Origin of the sequence: Phycicoccus sp. Root563 (genome assembly GCF_001427915.1) — a bacterium.
In the GTDB taxonomy this organism is placed as follows: domain Bacteria; phylum Actinomycetota; class Actinomycetes; order Actinomycetales; family Dermatophilaceae; genus Pedococcus.
This window is the reverse complement of sequence record NZ_LMGM01000001.1, coordinates 2,987,133-3,001,913: the sequence shown is the minus strand read 5'-3', so window position 1 is coordinate 3,001,913 and position 14,781 is coordinate 2,987,133. Positions and strand designations below refer to the sequence as shown.

Genomic DNA, 14,781 nt, shown 5'->3' with positions numbered 1-14,781 from the left:
CCCGCCGGCCCGCTGCGGCCTCGAGGTCCGGCAGCGTCTCGAGCAGGATGCACTCGGCCTCGAACGCCAGGTCGCGCCGCTCGGGGTGCAGGAGGTGCAGCTCGGCCCGCGCCGGGTTCAGCACCACGAGCCGGAACTGCACGTCCTCGTCCCGGACCCGGGCCGCCACCGCATGGAGCAGCGCAGGCGAGGGGGTGGCACTGTCGGTGACCACCAACACCCTCGTCCTGCGCTGCACCACGTCTGCCTCACTCTTCGTCGGGCCGCCGATCCTCGAGCCGGCCCGGTGCCGACGTCAGACCTGTCGGTCCTCCACCGGAGTCGCCTGCTCGGCACGGAGGTTCGCCCGCTCCGTGCGGTCCTTGTGGGTCACGCTGAGGTAGACCACCACGGCGAGGATGGTGCCGAGGAACAGGACGCTGGTCCCCAGCGTCCCCAGGCCCGCTCCACCCTCGTCGCGCGCCGAGGCGAGGAAGTCGCCGATGTTGGCGCCGAGGGGGCGGGTGAGGATGTAGGCCAGCCAGAAGCACAGCACCGGTCCGGCGCCGAGCTTCCAGGCGGTGAGCACCGCGGCGATCAGCCCGAGCGGCAGCAGGACCGAGGCGCCGGCCGACCAGCCGGTCAGCTCCAGCGTCCAGTCGCCTGCGGCCGTGCCGAGCGCGAAGGTCACGAGGACCGTGAGCCAGTAGAACGCCTCACGCGGCGTGGTGACGATCGAGTGGATGGAGAGGGTGCGCTCCCGGGCGTACCAGACCGCGAACACGGCGGCGAGGGCCACGGTGAACACCGCGGTGCTCACCCAGAGCGGCACGCCGACACCGTCGGTGAGGTTGTCGGTGAGGAGCGTGCCGACCACGCTGATGAGCACCACCGCCAGCCAGTAGACGGCCGGGACGTACTGCCGCAGCCGGAACTGGGCCACCAGGACCGCCACGAGCGCGACCGAGAACACCACGGTGGTGTTCGTCAGCCCGAAGCCGAGGGTCTCGTTCACGTAGTCGGCGAAGCTCTCCCCCACGGTGGTGCACAGGATCTTGATGATCCAGAAGTACACGGTCACCTCGGGGACCTTGTTGAGCATCGTGCGCTGTCGTGCTGGTGCGAGCGTCGTCATGACCCCACGGTCCCAGCGCCGCCCTGAGCGGACCCTGAGCCGTCGCCTGCGCCAAGTTGCCTGCGCCGCCGCCGGGGAGCAGGCTCGAAGGGTGTCGAGGGTCGTCAGGGTGCCGTTCCTCGCGGGACCCTCGAGGTCGCAGGCCGCCCGCAGGGCGGTGGTGGCGGCGGTGCTGACGGCGTTGGTCGTCGTGCTGTCCGCCTGCACGCCTGCCGCCTCGGCCCACACCCGCAGCCGGGTCGCCTCCGGCACGGCCGGTACGTCCTCGACGACGACGCCCGCGACGCCGCCGACGACCTCCGTCACCGGGCGCGGGCCACTGGTCGTGGTCGGCCTCGGAGACTCCGTCATGTCCGGCACCGCGTGCGACTGCCAGCCCTTCATCGTCCGGTATGCCGCGGCCCTCGCCTCCCGCGACCACGCCTCCAGCGAACGCGTCGTCAACCTCGGCCACTCCGGACTCACCGTGCCCGGGTTGACGAGCCAGCTGGGCACCGCGGCCGACCAGGACGCCCTGCGCGCCGCCTCGGTCGTCGTGGTCACGATCGGCGCCAACGACCTCGTGCCCCTGGTGGACCGGTGGCGGGACGACGCCTGCGACGACGCGTGCGTGCGCGACGGGGTGGCCGGCCTCGCCGACCCGCTGGCCGTCGCCCTCCGGCGCGTGCGGACGCTCGCACCGGACACGGCACGCATCCTCGTGACGACGTACTGGAACGTCTTCGAGGACGGCGACGTGGCCGATGGCGACTACGGCGCGGGGTTCGCGCAGTGGAGCGACGACGTGACTGCAGCGGCGAACACGCGGATCTGCGATGCAGCGCAAGGGATCGGGGCCACCTGCGTCGACCTCTACCGTCCGTTCAACGGTGACGGCGGCAAGGACCCCACTCCTCTGCTCGCCGACGACGGCGACCACCCCAACTCCGCCGGCCACGCGCTCATCGCCAGGACCCTCCTCGAGGCCACGCCCTCGGGAGCGCCCTGACTCAGGCGGCGTGGAGCCGCTTCGACAGCCAGTCGAACGCCGGGCCCATCACCGTCGACCACGAGTGGAAGTTGTGGCCACCACCGGGGATCACGACGGAGGTGACGCTCATCGGCGACCGGACCAGCGACAGGAAGTGGCGGGTGTCCGAGATCCCGGTGTGGCCCTTCTCCGCAGTGCCGATCGTGGCCAGCACGGAGACCGGCGGTGCCGGTTGGTGCGCCAGCAACCACTCCGGGCTGTTGAGGTCGCGCAGCACCGACGAACCACCCCACAGGTCGCCCGTGGTCGTGTCCCGCAGCGTGTGGTAGTACCCCGACAGGGAGACCGCCGTGGAGAAGACGTCGGAGTGGGCCATCGCGAGCTTCACCGCGCAGTACCCTCCGGTCGAGTCCCCCATCGCGCCCCACCCGGTCGGGCGCACCCGGTAGGCCGACTCGACCGCGGACGGGACGTCCTCGGCGAGGTACGTCAGGGCCTGCGGGCCGGCGGGGACGTCGGTGCACTCGGTGTCGCGCGGTGGCGCGACCGTCGGCCTGAGCATCACCAGCACCATCGGCCCGGCCCTGCGCTGCCCCATCTCCGTGAGGAGGGTGTCTGGATAGTGCTGTCGCTGAACCAGATTCGCGACAACCCCCGGATAGCCGGTCATCACCTCGACGGCGGGAAAGGTCCGGTGCGCCGAGGCCGGCTGGAAGTACGCGGGCGGCAGGTAGACGAGGGCCTGCTCCGACAGGTCGCTGCGCGCACCCCGAACCGTCACCGTGTCGACGCGGCCTCGCGTGGCCCACTCCGTCGGCGTGGACCAGGAGGTGGGTCCGCTCTTCACCGCGGGCAAGGCTCCTGCAGCACCGACGTGACCCTGCCTCGGGCCGGGGCCGCCGTGGGTCGGCGGCAGGGCGACCGCGGCCTGGGACGAGCCACCGAACAGGTCGGACCACGAGCCGTAGAAGTAGCCGTAGTTGTTGGCACCGGCCGCGAGGAGCAGCACGACCAGGGCCTGCGAAGACCCGACCAGCGCCGCCCGCTGGAGCACCCGCACCGCGCGGGGCCCGCGCACCCGCGACCATCCCAGCGCCGTGGCGGCGACGACGAGGACGAACGACGAACCCAGCGTGACCATCAACGGCCAGCCCAGCAACGGCACGACCACCACCTCGTTCCACATCACTCGCTCCACCAGAGCAGCCACACTCTGCGCCCCACACCTGCGAGGTTGCCGGACGCTGGCTGTGAGGTTGCTGAGGCACCGTTCGTGCTGGTGGGCACGCACCGTCGCGGCATAGCGTGGGGCACACCCGGCCCGTGGCCAGCACGGACCCAGCCAAGGAGGACACCGTGGCCAACCTCGTCGTCCACTTCGAGATCCACGCATCCGAGCCGCAGCGGCTCATCGACTTCTACGGCCAGCTGCTCGGGTGGTCGTTCACCCAGTTCGGTGACATGCCGTACTGGTCCATCGAGACCGGCGAGGGTGCGATCACCATGGATGCGCCCGGCCGGGGCATCAACGGTGGCCTCACCCAGCGACGGGGTCCGGCGCCCGAGCGGGGCGCTCCGGTCAACGGCGCGAACTTCGTCATCGGCATCGAGGGCAGCGTGGACGAGGTGTTCGCGAAGGGGCTGGAGCTCGGGGCGTCCGAGGCCGTCGCCCCCGAGGACATGCAGGGCGTCGGCCGGGTCGGGTACCTCCTCGACCCTGACGGCAACGTGTTCGGCCTCATCTCGTCGTTGCTGTCCGACGGCACCGACGCCATGGCGCGGTAGGCCCCGAGCCGCGCACCAGACGACCCCCTCCCGGCTGCCGGGAGGGGGTCGTCGCGCGCCGGCTGGGGGTTGCCGGGGCGGTCCGGGGCCTGCGGTCAGCCGACCCGGGGGGTCAGCCGGCTGCCCGCCGGCACCGGGAAGGGGTGACCGAGGTTGGCCAGACGTCCTCGTACCTGGTTCTGCGCCTGGCAGTTGCTCGTGCAGGTGGTGGGCGGGTTGGCGACCTCGGTCGAGTCCGCACCGGTGACGAAGCCCATCCGTCCCCCGCTGGCGACGTCCCAGACCGAGACCCCTCCGCAGTGGCGGACGCTCGGCGTCACCGCGGTGGCCGTGTTGCAGGTGGGCTGCGGCACGCGGGTCGCCACCTGCGCGCTGTCACGCACCACGAACTGCGGCGAGACGTCGTTGGAGACGTTGACGCGCGGGGTCACCTGCACGCAGAACTGTCCGGGCGGGCCCGTCTGCACGCTCGTGCAGCCCGATCCGAGGAACTGTCCGGCCTTGGCGCGGAAGTTCGGGTTGTCGTAGTAGAAGGGCGTGAGGCCGGCGGTCGTGGAGGTGGCCAGCGTGTGCGTGATGCGGGTGGTCGTGCCGTCCGATCGCTGGGGTTCCATCTGGAAGATCCCGCCCTGGGCGCAGTCCTTGGCGCTGAGCGTCATGGACAGGCCGGTGCCGGTGCGCTGCACGGAGAGGTTCTCGCCGTCGAGCTGGACGGTGATGGCGCTGCTGAGAACGAGCCCGCGGTGGTTCGGGACCTTGCTGGCGAAGACCGGCGTGAACCGGCCGCCGGTGATGTCGAGCTCGTTGGCGGCGCCCGTGAACGCCTGGTTGAAGACTGCGAAGTCCGAGGACCGGACGTCGAACTGCGCGTAGCGACCCCGGACGGCGAACGCCGTCCCCAGCTGGGCCGCGGGGATCGTCGCGCGCACCCGGTCCGTCCCCGCTGCAGCGACCGTGGCCCCGGTGGCCCGGTTCACGAGGCGGAAGCCGCCGTCGGTGCAGCCCTTGCTCGAGGCCGCCTGGGCGGGTTGGGTCGCGGCGAGGGCCGAGCCGACGAGCGCGGCCACGACGACCCCCACCCGCAGGGCGTTGGTGATGCGTGCCATGTGTGTCTCCAGGTGTCAGGGGGGTGCGTCCGTGTGGTGCGCCCACCCTGATGCCCTGCAGCGGACAGCAGCAATTGGACCTAGGTCGTAAGACCCCCGCCGGAGCGACGCGGAGCAGCCGTGGCGGGCTCGCCCAGGGTCCGGGCGAGGGCATCGAGCGCCTCGCGCTGGACCGTGAAGTAGGCCCAGCGTCCACGTTGTTCGCGTCGCACCAGCCCGGCATCGGCGAGGATCTTCATGTGGTGCGAGACGGTGGGCTGGGAGAGGCCGACGGGCTCGGTCAGGTCGCAGATGCACGCCTCCGCCCCCGGTGCCGCAGCGATGAGGGAGACGAGACGGACCCTCGTCGGGTCACCCAGGGCCTTGAACCGGTGGGCGAGCTCCTCCGCGTCCGCGACGTCGAGCACCCCGGCGGTCATCGGTGCGCAGCACGTGGCCGGGTCGTCGGCCACGGGCAGCCGGGCGCGGGTCGAGGAGGGCATGGGCCGATCCTCCACCACGCATTGACAAATGTAAATCAATGGGTCAACGTTCACCTCGCCGACGCCCATGGACCCGAGGAGTGCTGATGGACGAGCCCCCCGTCGCGGGGCCAGCGCCACTGGCTCGTCGACTCCTCGCCGAGTTCGTGGGCACCGCCCTGCTCGTGGCCGTCGTGGTCGGCTCGGGCATCGCCGCCCAACAGCTCTCACCGGACGACGTCGGCCTGCAGCTGCTGGAGAACAGCACCGCGACGGTGCTCGGCCTGACCGTCCTCATCCTGGTGTTCGGCCCGGTGTCCGGCGCACACTTCAACCCCGTCGTGTCCCTCGCGGACTGGTTCCTGGGGCGGCGGCAAGGGCACGGGCTGGGCGCCACCCACCTCGCGGCATACGTCGTCGCCCAGGTCGGCGGAGCGGTGGTGGGTGCGGTGCTCGCCAACGCGATGTTCGACGTGGGCACCTCCCTCTCGACCAAGGACCGCGCCACGCCCGGGCACCTGCTCGGCGAGGTCGTGGCCACGGCCGTCCTGGTCGCCCTCGTCTTCGCCCTGGCCCGCACCGGGCGGGGCGCCCTCGCGGCTCCCGCGGTCGGCGCCTACATTGGGGCCGCCTACTGGTTCACCAGCTCGACCTCGTTCGCGAACCCTGCCGTGACGGTGGGGCGGATGTTCTCCGACACGTTCGCGGGGATCGCGCCCTCCTCGGCGCCGGGGTTCGTGCTCGCGCAGCTCGTCGGCCTCGTCGTCGGGTCCGGGCTGGTCCTGGCCCTCTACCCCGAAGGCGAGCGGGCCGACGACGTCGTCCTGCCCCATCCCGCACCGACCGAGAGGCACCAGCGATGACCCTCGAGACCGGCCCCCGGCCGTCCGTCCTGTACGTCTGCGTCCACAACGCCGGGCGCTCCCAGATGGCCGCGGCCTACACGCACCGCCTGTCCGCCGGCGCTGTCGAGGTCCGCTCAGCAGGGTCTGCACCGGCCGAGTCCATCAACCCCGCCGTCCGCGAGGCGATGCTCGAGGAGGGCATCGACATCTCGGCCGAGAAGCCCAAGATCCTCACCACCGACGCGGTCCAGGCGTCCGACGTCGTCATCACCATGGGGTGCGGCGACACGTGTCCGATCTTCCCCGGCAAGCGGTACGAGGACTGGACCCTCGAGGACCCTGCGGGGCAGGGCGTCGACGCGGTCCGCCCGATCCGGGACGACATCCGCCGACGCGTCGTCCAGCTCCTGTCGGAGCTCGGCGTGGAGCCGGTCTCCTAGTCACGTCCGCGGGGCCCTGAGCCTGGGTTGCTCAGGCGACCTTGTGCCAGTTCTGGCAGTGGGCGGTCTCGAAGAACGCGTCCGAGGACCTGATGGTCACGACCGCCTTGCCCGTACCCGCACCACGCTGGATCACCGCCGTCGCCTTCCCGTCGAGGTCGCGCAGTCGCGACCAGCTGCACTCGCCCTGCGTGGCACCGGCCGACTCGTAGGTGCCCGGAGCGATGCCCTTGCCCACCAGGTAGGTGCCGACCTCGCCGAGGTGCCACACCCCCTTGGCAGCGGTTCCGGACGCAGGTTTCTTCGCCGTCGCGTCGTCGCTGGCCACCGACCTGGCCACCTGGGTCGGGTCCAGGGCGTGCAGCCGACGCGCCTCGCTCGAACCCGTGGGCTTCACGCCGGTCGTCGCTGCCCCCGTCGGGTGGCCGACGGCCCGGCTCTGCTGCTGACCCGACGACGTCGAGGGGTTCGAGCGGGCATCCCGCGAGCCCACACCCATCGCCAGCGAGGCGGCGACGCTCCCGGCGGCGACCACCGCGAGGCCCAGGGCCACCGCGGCCGTATGCCTGGGTCCACGCCCGCTGGTGGACCTCGTCACTCGTTCTTCCATCACGCTCGCCCTCGATCGCGCAACGCCCGACGACCTGACCCCGGGTCAGCTCGACGCCACCGTGGCAGAGCCACCTTCGACATTTCTTGGGCTCACCTCGGCGCGTGCCGGGGGGACCTCGGGCCCGGACGACGAAGAACCCCGCCTGCCCGGCGCCATCGGCGCGGTCCAGACGGGGTTCTCTCGGGGTGGAGCTGCGGGGATTCGAACCCCGGGCCTTCTCATTGCGAACGAGACGCGCTACCAACTGCGCCACAGCCCCTTGATGCGGACGAAACGATAACACCAGCAGTGCCCCTCACGGAAAACGGCACCCCGGTATGCCGCGGACGACCGTCCGTGCGCGTCGCCCGTGCGCCTGGCGAGCTGCCCGCCCGCGTTCAGCCCACCTGGGCGCGCATCACGGTGGCTCCGCCGTCCACCAGGCGGATCTCGATCGACTCGATCTGGCCGACCGACCACGGGGTGACACCCCGGGGGTGCATGACGCGTCCGGCCCGAGCCGTCCAGTCCTTCACCAGCATGTCCCGACCGTCGCGGCCCACCACCCAGATGGCGTACCGGATCCCCGGGTATCCCCCGTCGCCGGAGCCGGTCGTCGCCGAGCCGGTCGACCCCGTCGCAGCGGTCGAGCCGCCCGAGGAACCGCTCGACGGCATGGACCCGCCGGTACCCATCCGGCCACGCATGCCGGTCATGGCACCCGACCCGGTGGAACCCGAGCCCGTGGCCCCCGACGTTCCGGAGCCACCCACGCCGGAGCCAGTGCCGCTGCCGGTGCCGCTGCCGGTGCCGCTACCGGCGCCGGTTGCCGTGGACTGCGCGTACTGGCACTCCACCCGCAGCTCGGTCCCCTGCGAGGTCGGGACGACGTCGACGACGGCGGTCATCGGGGACGCGCTCACGGGCGCGAACGCCAGGCGACTGCGCCCCTGGGCCAGGGTCGACGAAGGGCCCGCGCCGGGGACGGCGTCACGGGAGGCGGACACGGCATACCCGCCGACGCCCCCGATGAGGAGGGCAGCCGCCGCGGCGGCCATGGGAGCCAGCCACCGCTGGCGCCACTCGGACGCGTGCGGCAGGCGGGGCATGAGGGACGCCGGCGGGTCGGGGACGGCGAAGGGGTCGGCGAACGGTCCGGCGCCGTCGCTGCCGCCCGAACCCGACTCGACGGCGATCGCCTCGGCCGGACTGAGCTGGCCGAGCAGCCCGGGCAGGCCGGCGAGCTCGGCCACGGCGGCGCGACAGCTCAGGCACCCGGACAGGTGCTCCTCGTACTCCGCCCGCTCGCTGCCGGAGAGGGCACCGAGGACGTAGGCGGCATCCCACTGGGCGTACTGGTCGGTGTCGTTCATGCCCGGGTCACCCCCTTCTCCTGCAGGGCGAGGCGCAGGCTCCGCAGTCCGTAGTGGAGTCGCGACTTCACCGTCCCCTCGGGGATCCGCAGCTCAGCGGCGATCTCGGCCACCGTCCTTCCTTCGTAGTAGGCCGCCGCGACGACGCGGCGGTGATCGGCCGACAGGGTGCCGAGGGCGTCAGCGATGAGCCAGCGGTCGAGCACCTCACCGGTGCGGTCCGCGACGAGCGGGTCGACCCAGTCGAGGCCGGCCACCTCGTGCCGGTTGGCGGCGCTGCGCCAGCGGTCGACGACGAGGTTCCGCACGACCGTGAACAGCCAGGCCCTCGCCTGCGCCTCGCTGCGCCCGCCGAGCTGCGGGTCGCGCCAGGCGCGCAGCAGCGACTCCTGGACGAGGTCCTCGGCGACCTGGGGGTCGCGGGTCAGGCGCAGCGCGAACCGCCACAGCTCCGGGGCATGCCGGTCATGCAGTCCCTGGAGGGCCGCGTGCCGCTGACCAGCCTCCACCACCACTCCTTCGCCGACCGACGCCGACATCTGCGATCCTCCCGCTCCGGCCCTTCCCGGTAAAGGACGAAATGCCCGGCCCCGGGGTTCATCTCGGGCGCAAGCTCGTCGGGACCGGCCCGTGAACAACTGCGCAGCCCATCTCGTCTATCCGGCATGGAGATCAACGGCCTGCCCGCCCATGCCCTGCTCGTCCACCTCGTCGTCGTCCTGCTCCCCCTCACGGCCGTGGCGGCCATGGCCGTGAGCGTCTGGCCTGCGGCGCAGCGCAAGCTGACCTTCCTCGTCCCGCTGGGGGCGGTGGTCGGCCTCGTCGCCGTCCCCGTGACCACACGGGCCGGGAACGACCTGGCCACCAAGCTGGGCAACCCGGCGTTCATCGACCACCACCGGTCGTTGGGCTCGATGGTGCTGCCGTGGGCGGCGGCCCTCGCCGTGACGACGGTGGCGCAGTGGCTGGTGCTGCGGCGCGAGCAGCCCGACCGCAGGATGCGGCTGGTCCTGGCGGTCCTGGTCCTCGCGAGCGCGGTGGGCACCGCGGTGATCGTGGCGCTCGCGGGCGATGCCGGCGCCCAGGCGGTGTGGGGCAAGCGCTAGCCGGCAGCCGGCGACCCTCGGGTCTCGGGTCGTGCCGAGCGGGTCAGGCGCCGGCGACGCGGCGGACCGGCTCCTGCTCATAGCGCGCGAACTCGGTGTCGGCGTCACCGACGAGGTCCGCGGAGGTGGGAGCCGGGCGGCTCGCACGGGACTTCATCGTGTAGGTCGGGCGCGGGACAGGCACCGGGTCCCAGGTCAGGGGGATGTCGTCCTCGTCGACGAGGGGCATCCGCGGCGCCGCGGCTGCCGGAGCGGCAGCGGCATGGGCGGCAGGACTGCGCGTCGCCACCGCGGCGGGTGCGGCGAGACCGCGCTCGACCTCCTGCACGTCGTAGAGCTCGTCACGCACGGGCGCGGCGACCGCCTCGGCCTCCTCGGAGGCGCGCTCTGCATCGGGGCCGGCGGTGCGGGCGGTGGGTGCCGCGTGCCCACGGGGAGCGGGGCGGCCCGAACGCTGCAGGCCCTGGTCCCGGCGGTGTGCCGAGGACTCGCTGCGCTGCGACCGGAGCTCGGCGGAGGGGCGACGCGCCTCGCGGCGAGCAGCCTGCTCGGTGGCGACGGCCTGGCGGAGCCAGACGACCGCGCCGGCGGCGGCGGCCAGCGGCACGAGGATGCCGAACCACGGGACGACCCCGAGGGCTGCGAGCGGCACAGAGAGGACGAAACCGGCGAGGGCGGCGAGCAGGGTCAGCCCGCGAACCGCACGCGCCGGTCGGACGACCGGCGCCGCCTCGACGTCCCAACCCTGACCCTCGTCGTCGGTGTCGACCGAGGCGTCCCAGCCACCGGAGCGGCGGGGCGAGTCGGGGACCGCGTCCGCGACGGGCGTGACCGCACCGGAGGGGGTCATCGTGAAGGTCGTGGTCTCGGCGCGCTTGACGAGCACCTGGGCGCGCACCGCGCGCGCCGGGCTCACGGCATACGAGGGACGAGCCGGGGTCGAGAGGTCCGTGGCGGGGAGCGGGGAGCGGCGCTCGAGGACCCGCATGGTCTCGGAGAACTGGTCGACCGACTGGGCGGTGGCGAGGTGCTCGCGGCGACGGACCCAGTACTGCACGAAGTAGGCAGCCCAGACGGCGATGATGACGAGGAAGATGAGACTGCTGGGCTGCACGAACACGACGTTAGGTGCCGTGCGCGGGACCCTCGGGGACGTGGGGCGGTGTGTCGCCAATGTGACTGGTGTGATTGGTGTGCAATCGCTCCACGAGCGTCGCCCCACCGAGGTCCTCGCGCGTCAGCGCGAACGTTCGGTGGTCGCGCCACTGACCGTCGATGTGCAGGTATGCCGCCCGCCGGCCCTCGTCGCGAAAGCCCAGCTTGCGCACGACGGCAAGGCTGTTGGTGTTCTCGGGGCGGATGTTGACCTCGATGCGGTGCAGGCCCATCGGGCCGAGCGCGTGGTCGCCGGCGAGGGCCAGGGCCATCGGCACGATGCCCCGACCTGCCACCCGCCGGTCGATCCAGTAGCCCGCCGAGGTCGACAGCAACGAGCCCCACGAGATGCCGAACAGCACCAGCTGGCCCACGACCTGCCCCTCGGTGCGGATCGTGAACGGCATCATCCGCCCGGCCCGACCCTCGCGGTTGTAGTGCCGCACCAGGCCGCTGAAGGACACCGGGCGGGGGTCGTCCTCGGGGGCGGTGGCCTCCCACGGGCCGAGCCACTCGCGGTTGACCGAGCGCACGCGCACCCAGTCCTTGCGGTCACGCCGGCGCAGCGGGTCGAGCAGCAGCTCCTGACCAGCCGTCGTGCGGCCAGCGAGCTGGACCGGCCACGGAGCCATCAGGCCCGCCACGTCGACATCAGTGGTCGCCGCCCCGGATCTGCGAGAGCGCGTGCCGCAGCACGGGATCGAGCACGGCGAGGCCGTCCTTGACCCCGCCCGAGGACCCGGGGAGGTTGACCACGAGGGTCGATCCGGCGATGCCGGCGAGTCCGCGCGAGAGCATGGCCGTCGGCACCCCGGCTCGGACCCCGGCCGCGCGGATCGCCTCGGCGATGCCGCTGACCTCGCGGTCGAGCAGGGGCCGGGTGGCCTCCGGGGTGCCGTCGGTCGGCGAGAGCCCGGTGCCTCCGGTGGTGATGACGAGGTCCGGCTCCGCGGCCAGGACCGCCTCGAGCGCCTCGCGCACCGCCGGCCCGTCCGGGACGACAGTCGGGTCGCCGACCTCGAAGCCCCACTCGCGCAGGGCCGCCACGATCAGGGGTCCGCCCCGGTCCGGGTAGACACCCCCGGCCGCCCGGGTGGAGCACGTGACGACGAACGCCCGTGGCGCCTCCGGCACCCCCTCGGTCGCCTGCGTCGGGTCGCTCACGTCGTCTCCTCCACCCAGTCGCCGGACCGACCGCCGGACTTGGCGGTGACCCGGACGTCGGTGATGCGGGCGTGCTTGTCGACCGCCTTGACCATGTCGATGAGTGCCAGGGCGGCAACGGCGACAGCGGTGAGCGCCTCCATCTCGATGCCGGTCCGGTCGGCCGTGCGGACCGTGGCCCGGACGTCGACCCCGTCGTCGGCGACGTCGAGGTCGACGGCCACGCCGTGCACGGCGATCGGATGCGCCAGGGGGATCAGCTCCGGAGTGCGCTTGACCGCCTGGATGCCGGCGATCCGGGCCACCGCGAGCGCGTCACCCTTGGGGACGTTGCCGTCACGGAGGGCGCCGATCGCCTTGGGGGACAACAGGACCCGACCGGCGGCACTGGCCTCCCGAGCGGTCACCGACTTGGCCGACACGTCGACCATGTGCGCGGAGCCGTCGGCGCGGACGTGGGTCAGCCGCGAACCGTCCGGCCCGTCCGGTTGGCCACCGGTGACTTGGCTCACTGGCCCTCCCGACCGAGCAGGGGAAGGCACTCGAGGGCGTCACCCTCGTCGACCTGGGTGACGTCGGGCGGGATGACCGCGAGCGCATCGGCGGCCGCGAGGGCGCCGAGCATGTGCGACCCCTGACCACCGGCGAGCCGGGCCCGGTCGTCGTCCAGGACGACCCGCATGAACTCCATCTTCCCGGGGATCGAGCTGAACGACTCTGCCGCCACCGCGGGCACGTACCCCGGGGGGAAGGACGGCTCGGGGCGACCGGCCATGGCGCGCAGCGCGGGGGCCACGAACACGTGGAACGACACGAGCGCGCTGACCGGGTTGCCCGGCAGGGTGAAGACCGGGACCTGCTCGTCCCCCAGCACCCCGAAGCCCTGCGGCATGCCCGGACGCATGGCGACCTTGTCGAACTGCACCGTGCCGACGCGCGAGAGCACCTCTTTGACCGTGTCGAAGGCCCCCATCGAGACCCCGCCGGTGGTGATGATGGCGTCGGCGCGGACGAGCTGGCCCTCGAGGGTGGCCATCAGGGTGCGGGCGTCGTCGGCAACCCCGCCGACGCGGTAGGGCGTGGCACCGACGGAGGTGACGGCAGCGGTGAGCATGACCGAGTTGGAGTCGACGATCTGGCCGAAGGCCGGCTTCTCCCCCACCTCGACGAGCTCGTCACCGGTGGAGATGACGACGACGCGGGGTCGCGGGACGACCCGCACGCGGGCGACCCCTGCGGCGGCGAGCAGGGCGATCTGCCCGGGGCCGAGCAGGGTGCCGCGCCGGAGCACCACGGTCCCCTCCTCGACGTCCTCGCCGACCTCCCGCACGTGCTGGCCGACCACGGACGCGGCCCGGATGCTGACGCGGACCACCCCGCCGTCGGTGTTCTCGACGGCCACGACGGCGTCGGCCCCCCGGGGCATCGGTGCGCCGGTCATGATCCGCATCGTCTGGCCCTGGGCCAGGGAGAGCGCGTTGGTGTTGCCGGCCGCGATGTCGTTGACCACGGGCAGCACGACCGGGTGCTCCTCGGAGGCGGACGCCACGTCCGCGGCGTGCACGGCATACCCGTCCATCGCGGAGTTGGTGAAGCCGGGCAGCGACCCGCGCGCCGTCACGTCCTCGGCGAGGACGCAGCCCTGCGCATCGAGCACGCCCTGCTCGAACGGCCTGATGACCTTGACGGTCTCGAGGATCCGGGTGAGGTGCTGCTCGACGGAGATCACTGGGAGGCGGCCTTCGCGTCCCGGCGCTCGGCGGCGAACTCGTCCAGCCAGCCGCCGAAGTCGGCACCCAGCTCGTTGTGGTCCAGGCCGAGCCGCACGACGGCCTTGAGGTAGTCGAGCCGGTCGCCGGTGTCGTAGCGGCGGCCGCGGAAGACGACGCCGTGCACCCCGCCGCCGGGCTCGGAGGAGCCGGCCAGGGTCTGCAGGGCGTCGGTCAGCTGGATCTCGCCGCCCCGTCCGGGCGGCGTCTGCTCGAGCACCCCGAACACGGACGGGTCGAGGATGTAGCGACCGATGACGGCGAAGTTGCTCGGCGCCTCGGACGGGTCGGGCTTCTCGACGAGTCCGGTGATGCGCACGACGTCACCGTCGACCTCGTCGACCGCGGCGCAGCCGTACAGGTGGACGGACTCCGGCGGCACCTCGAGCAGCGCGATGACGCTGCCGCCCTTCTCCTCGCGGACGCGCAGCATCTCCTCGAGCAGGTGGTCGCGGGCGTCGATGAGGTCGTCGCCGAGCAGCACGGCGAACGGGTTGTCGCCCACGTGCTCCTTCGCGACGTGCACCGCGTGGCCGAGCCCCTTGGGCTGGCCCTGGCGCACGAAGTGCACCTTCATCGCGGCCGACTCGCGCACCCGCTCGAGGCGGAACGTGTCGCCCTTGGCCTCGAGCGCCTGCTCGAGCTCCCACTGGTGGTCGAAGTGGTCCTCGAGGGCGTTCTTGTTGCGACCCGTGATGATGAGGACGTCGTCGAGCCCGGCGCGTACCGACTCCTCGACGACGTACTGGATCGCCGGCTTGTCGACGACCGGCAGCATCTCCTTGGGCGTCGCCTTGGTGGCGGGGAGGAAGCGGGTCCCGAGTCCAGCTGCGGGGATCACGGCCTTGGTCACAGGTCGGGCGGGCTGGCTGCTCATGCGTCCCACCCTATTCGGCCCCGG

19 protein-coding genes and 1 tRNA gene are annotated in these 14,781 nt (G+C 72.6%); 5 read left to right on the top strand and 15 right to left on the bottom strand.

The annotated features are described in order from the left end of the window. Both ASD62_RS20345 and ASD62_RS14315 read right to left on the bottom strand, forming a co-directional pair. Positions 1-214, bottom strand: a 214-nt coding sequence (locus ASD62_RS20345) for a hypothetical protein (protein WP_162254770.1), incomplete at its 3' end; no start/stop codon positions are given. 81 nt (positions 215-295) lie between these two features. Next, positions 296-1,114: a hypothetical protein gene (locus ASD62_RS14315; RefSeq protein ID WP_235530713.1), complete on the bottom strand. Its 819-nt coding sequence runs from the start codon at positions 1,112-1,114 to the stop codon at positions 296-298. Positions 1,115-1,205: 91 nt separating this feature from the next. Here ASD62_RS14315 and ASD62_RS14310 point away from each other — a divergent pair, with 91 nt between their 5' ends. Further along, entirely contained in the window at positions 1,206-2,102 is an 897-nt protein-coding gene (locus ASD62_RS14310; protein ID WP_157581488.1) for a GDSL-type esterase/lipase family protein, read from the top strand. Between the two features lies 1 nt (position 2,103). On the opposite strand, the gene ASD62_RS14305 is transcribed toward ASD62_RS14310, so the two are convergent. After that, entirely contained in the window at positions 2,104-3,282 is a 1,179-nt protein-coding gene (locus ASD62_RS14305; protein WP_157581487.1) for an esterase family protein, read from the bottom strand. Between the two features lie 125 nt (positions 3,283-3,407). Here ASD62_RS14305 and ASD62_RS14300 point away from each other — a divergent pair, with 125 nt between their 5' ends. Further along, positions 3,408-3,869: a VOC family protein gene (locus ASD62_RS14300; RefSeq protein WP_235530712.1), complete on the top strand. Its 462-nt coding sequence runs from the start codon at positions 3,408-3,410 to the stop codon at positions 3,867-3,869. A gap of 95 nt (positions 3,870-3,964) precedes the next feature. Here the strand turns inward: ASD62_RS14300 and ASD62_RS14295 are convergent, their stop codons facing one another. Together ASD62_RS14295 and ASD62_RS14290 are read right to left on the bottom strand one after the other, a co-directional pair. Further along, positions 3,965-4,975, bottom strand: a complete 1,011-nt coding sequence (locus ASD62_RS14295) for a hypothetical protein (RefSeq protein ID WP_056916525.1) — start codon at positions 4,973-4,975, stop codon at positions 3,965-3,967. Between the two features lie 80 nt (positions 4,976-5,055). Further along, the gene (locus tag ASD62_RS14290) at positions 5,056-5,457 is read right to left on the bottom strand and encodes a helix-turn-helix transcriptional regulator (protein ID WP_056916524.1); all 402 of its coding nucleotides are present in this window, start codon (positions 5,455-5,457) and stop codon (positions 5,056-5,058) included. Between the two features lie 86 nt (positions 5,458-5,543). Between ASD62_RS14290 and ASD62_RS14285 the strand changes: the two genes are divergently transcribed. Both ASD62_RS14285 and ASD62_RS14280 read left to right on the top strand, forming a co-directional pair. Further along, positions 5,544-6,299, top strand: a complete 756-nt coding sequence (locus ASD62_RS14285) for an MIP/aquaporin family protein (RefSeq protein WP_056916523.1) — start codon at positions 5,544-5,546, stop codon at positions 6,297-6,299. Next, on the top strand, positions 6,296-6,721 hold the full coding sequence (locus ASD62_RS14280; protein WP_056916522.1) for an arsenate reductase ArsC: 426 nt from the start codon (positions 6,296-6,298) through the stop codon (positions 6,719-6,721). Before ASD62_RS14285 ends, ASD62_RS14280 begins: the two co-directional genes overlap by 4 nt. Before the next feature lie 31 nt (positions 6,722-6,752). Here the strand turns inward: ASD62_RS14280 and ASD62_RS14275 are convergent, their stop codons facing one another. The 4 genes from ASD62_RS14275 to ASD62_RS14260 form a co-directional block, all read right to left on the bottom strand. Continuing rightward, positions 6,753-7,319, bottom strand: a complete 567-nt coding sequence (locus ASD62_RS14275) for a hypothetical protein (protein ID WP_157581486.1) — start codon at positions 7,317-7,319, stop codon at positions 6,753-6,755. 201 nt (positions 7,320-7,520) lie between these two features. Continuing rightward, a tRNA-Ala gene (locus ASD62_RS14270) sits at positions 7,521-7,593 on the bottom strand. 118 nt (positions 7,594-7,711) lie between these two features. Beyond that, positions 7,712-8,686 carry an anti-sigma factor gene (locus ASD62_RS20500; RefSeq protein ID WP_056916520.1) on the bottom strand — a complete coding sequence of 325 codons (975 nt, stop codon included), beginning with the start codon at positions 8,684-8,686 and terminating at the stop codon, positions 7,712-7,714. Further along, a complete protein-coding gene (locus ASD62_RS14260; RefSeq protein ID WP_056916519.1) occupies positions 8,683-9,225 on the bottom strand; it encodes a sigma-70 family RNA polymerase sigma factor in 543 nt (180 codons plus the stop codon). Before ASD62_RS14260 ends, ASD62_RS20500 begins: the two co-directional genes overlap by 4 nt. Positions 9,226-9,351: 126 nt before the next feature. On the opposite strand from ASD62_RS14260, the gene ASD62_RS14255 reads away from it, so the two are divergent. Next, entirely contained in the window at positions 9,352-9,792 is a 441-nt protein-coding gene (locus ASD62_RS14255) for a DUF2231 domain-containing protein (RefSeq protein WP_056916518.1), read from the top strand. Between the two features lie 43 nt (positions 9,793-9,835). On the opposite strand, the gene ASD62_RS14250 is transcribed toward ASD62_RS14255, so the two are convergent. The 6 genes from ASD62_RS14250 to galU all read right to left on the bottom strand — a co-directional run bounded on the left by ASD62_RS14250 (position 9,836) and on the right by galU (position 14,757). Further along, positions 9,836-10,906 carry a hypothetical protein gene (locus tag ASD62_RS14250; RefSeq protein ID WP_157581485.1) on the bottom strand — a complete coding sequence of 357 codons (1,071 nt, stop codon included), beginning with the start codon at positions 10,904-10,906 and terminating at the stop codon, positions 9,836-9,838. A gap of 10 nt (positions 10,907-10,916) precedes the next feature. Then, positions 10,917-11,579 (bottom strand): GNAT family N-acetyltransferase, encoded by a 663-nt coding sequence (locus ASD62_RS14245; RefSeq protein WP_056917413.1) that lies wholly within the window; start codon positions 11,577-11,579, stop codon positions 10,917-10,919. A 19-nt stretch (positions 11,580-11,598) separates the two neighbouring features. Continuing rightward, complete coding sequence (locus ASD62_RS14240) at positions 11,599-12,111, bottom strand: molybdenum cofactor biosynthesis protein B (RefSeq protein ID WP_082580833.1); 513 nt, start codon at positions 12,109-12,111, stop codon at positions 11,599-11,601. Further along, the gene (gene moaC / locus ASD62_RS14235) at positions 12,108-12,542 is read right to left on the bottom strand and encodes a cyclic pyranopterin monophosphate synthase MoaC (RefSeq protein WP_056917411.1); all 435 of its coding nucleotides are present in this window, start codon (positions 12,540-12,542) and stop codon (positions 12,108-12,110) included. The genes ASD62_RS14240 and moaC overlap by 4 nt, the downstream gene beginning before the upstream one ends. Positions 12,543-12,619: 77 nt before the next feature. Next, complete coding sequence (glp, locus tag ASD62_RS14230; RefSeq protein WP_056916516.1) at positions 12,620-13,840, bottom strand: gephyrin-like molybdotransferase Glp; 1,221 nt, start codon at positions 13,838-13,840, stop codon at positions 12,620-12,622. Further along, positions 13,837-14,757 carry a UTP--glucose-1-phosphate uridylyltransferase GalU gene (galU, locus tag ASD62_RS14225; protein ID WP_056916515.1) on the bottom strand — a complete coding sequence of 307 codons (921 nt, stop codon included), beginning with the start codon at positions 14,755-14,757 and terminating at the stop codon, positions 13,837-13,839. The genes glp and galU overlap by 4 nt, the downstream gene beginning before the upstream one ends. Positions 14,758-14,781: the final 24 nt, after the last annotated feature.

Bases quoted from the DNA above. Each gene is read 5' to 3' on its own strand.
- ASD62_RS20500 (WP_056916520.1), bottom strand. From the start codon at position 8,686: ATGAACGACACCGACCAGTACGCCCAGTGGGATGCCGCCTACGTCCTC.
- galU (WP_056916515.1), bottom strand. From the start codon at position 14,757: ATGAGCAGCCAGCCCGCCCGACCTGTGACCAAGGCCGTGATCCCCGCA.
- ASD62_RS14290 (WP_056916524.1), bottom strand. From the start codon at position 5,457: ATGCCCTCCTCGACCCGCGCCCGGCTGCCCGTGGCCGACGACCCGGCC.
- ASD62_RS14285 (WP_056916523.1), top strand. From the start codon at position 5,544: ATGGACGAGCCCCCCGTCGCGGGGCCAGCGCCACTGGCTCGTCGACTC.
- ASD62_RS14245 (WP_056917413.1), bottom strand. From the start codon at position 11,579: ATGGCTCCGTGGCCGGTCCAGCTCGCTGGCCGCACGACGGCTGGTCAG.
- moaC (WP_056917411.1), bottom strand. From the start codon at position 12,542: ATGGTCGACGTGTCGGCCAAGTCGGTGACCGCTCGGGAGGCCAGTGCC.
- ASD62_RS14295 (WP_056916525.1), bottom strand. From the start codon at position 4,975: ATGGCACGCATCACCAACGCCCTGCGGGTGGGGGTCGTCGTGGCCGCG.
- ASD62_RS14315 (WP_235530713.1), bottom strand. From the start codon at position 1,114: ATGACGACGCTCGCACCAGCACGACAGCGCACGATGCTCAACAAGGTC.
- ASD62_RS14260 (WP_056916519.1), bottom strand. From the start codon at position 9,225: ATGTCGGCGTCGGTCGGCGAAGGAGTGGTGGTGGAGGCTGGTCAGCGG.
- ASD62_RS14280 (WP_056916522.1), top strand. From the start codon at position 6,296: ATGACCCTCGAGACCGGCCCCCGGCCGTCCGTCCTGTACGTCTGCGTC.
- ASD62_RS14255 (WP_056916518.1), top strand. From the start codon at position 9,352: ATGGAGATCAACGGCCTGCCCGCCCATGCCCTGCTCGTCCACCTCGTC.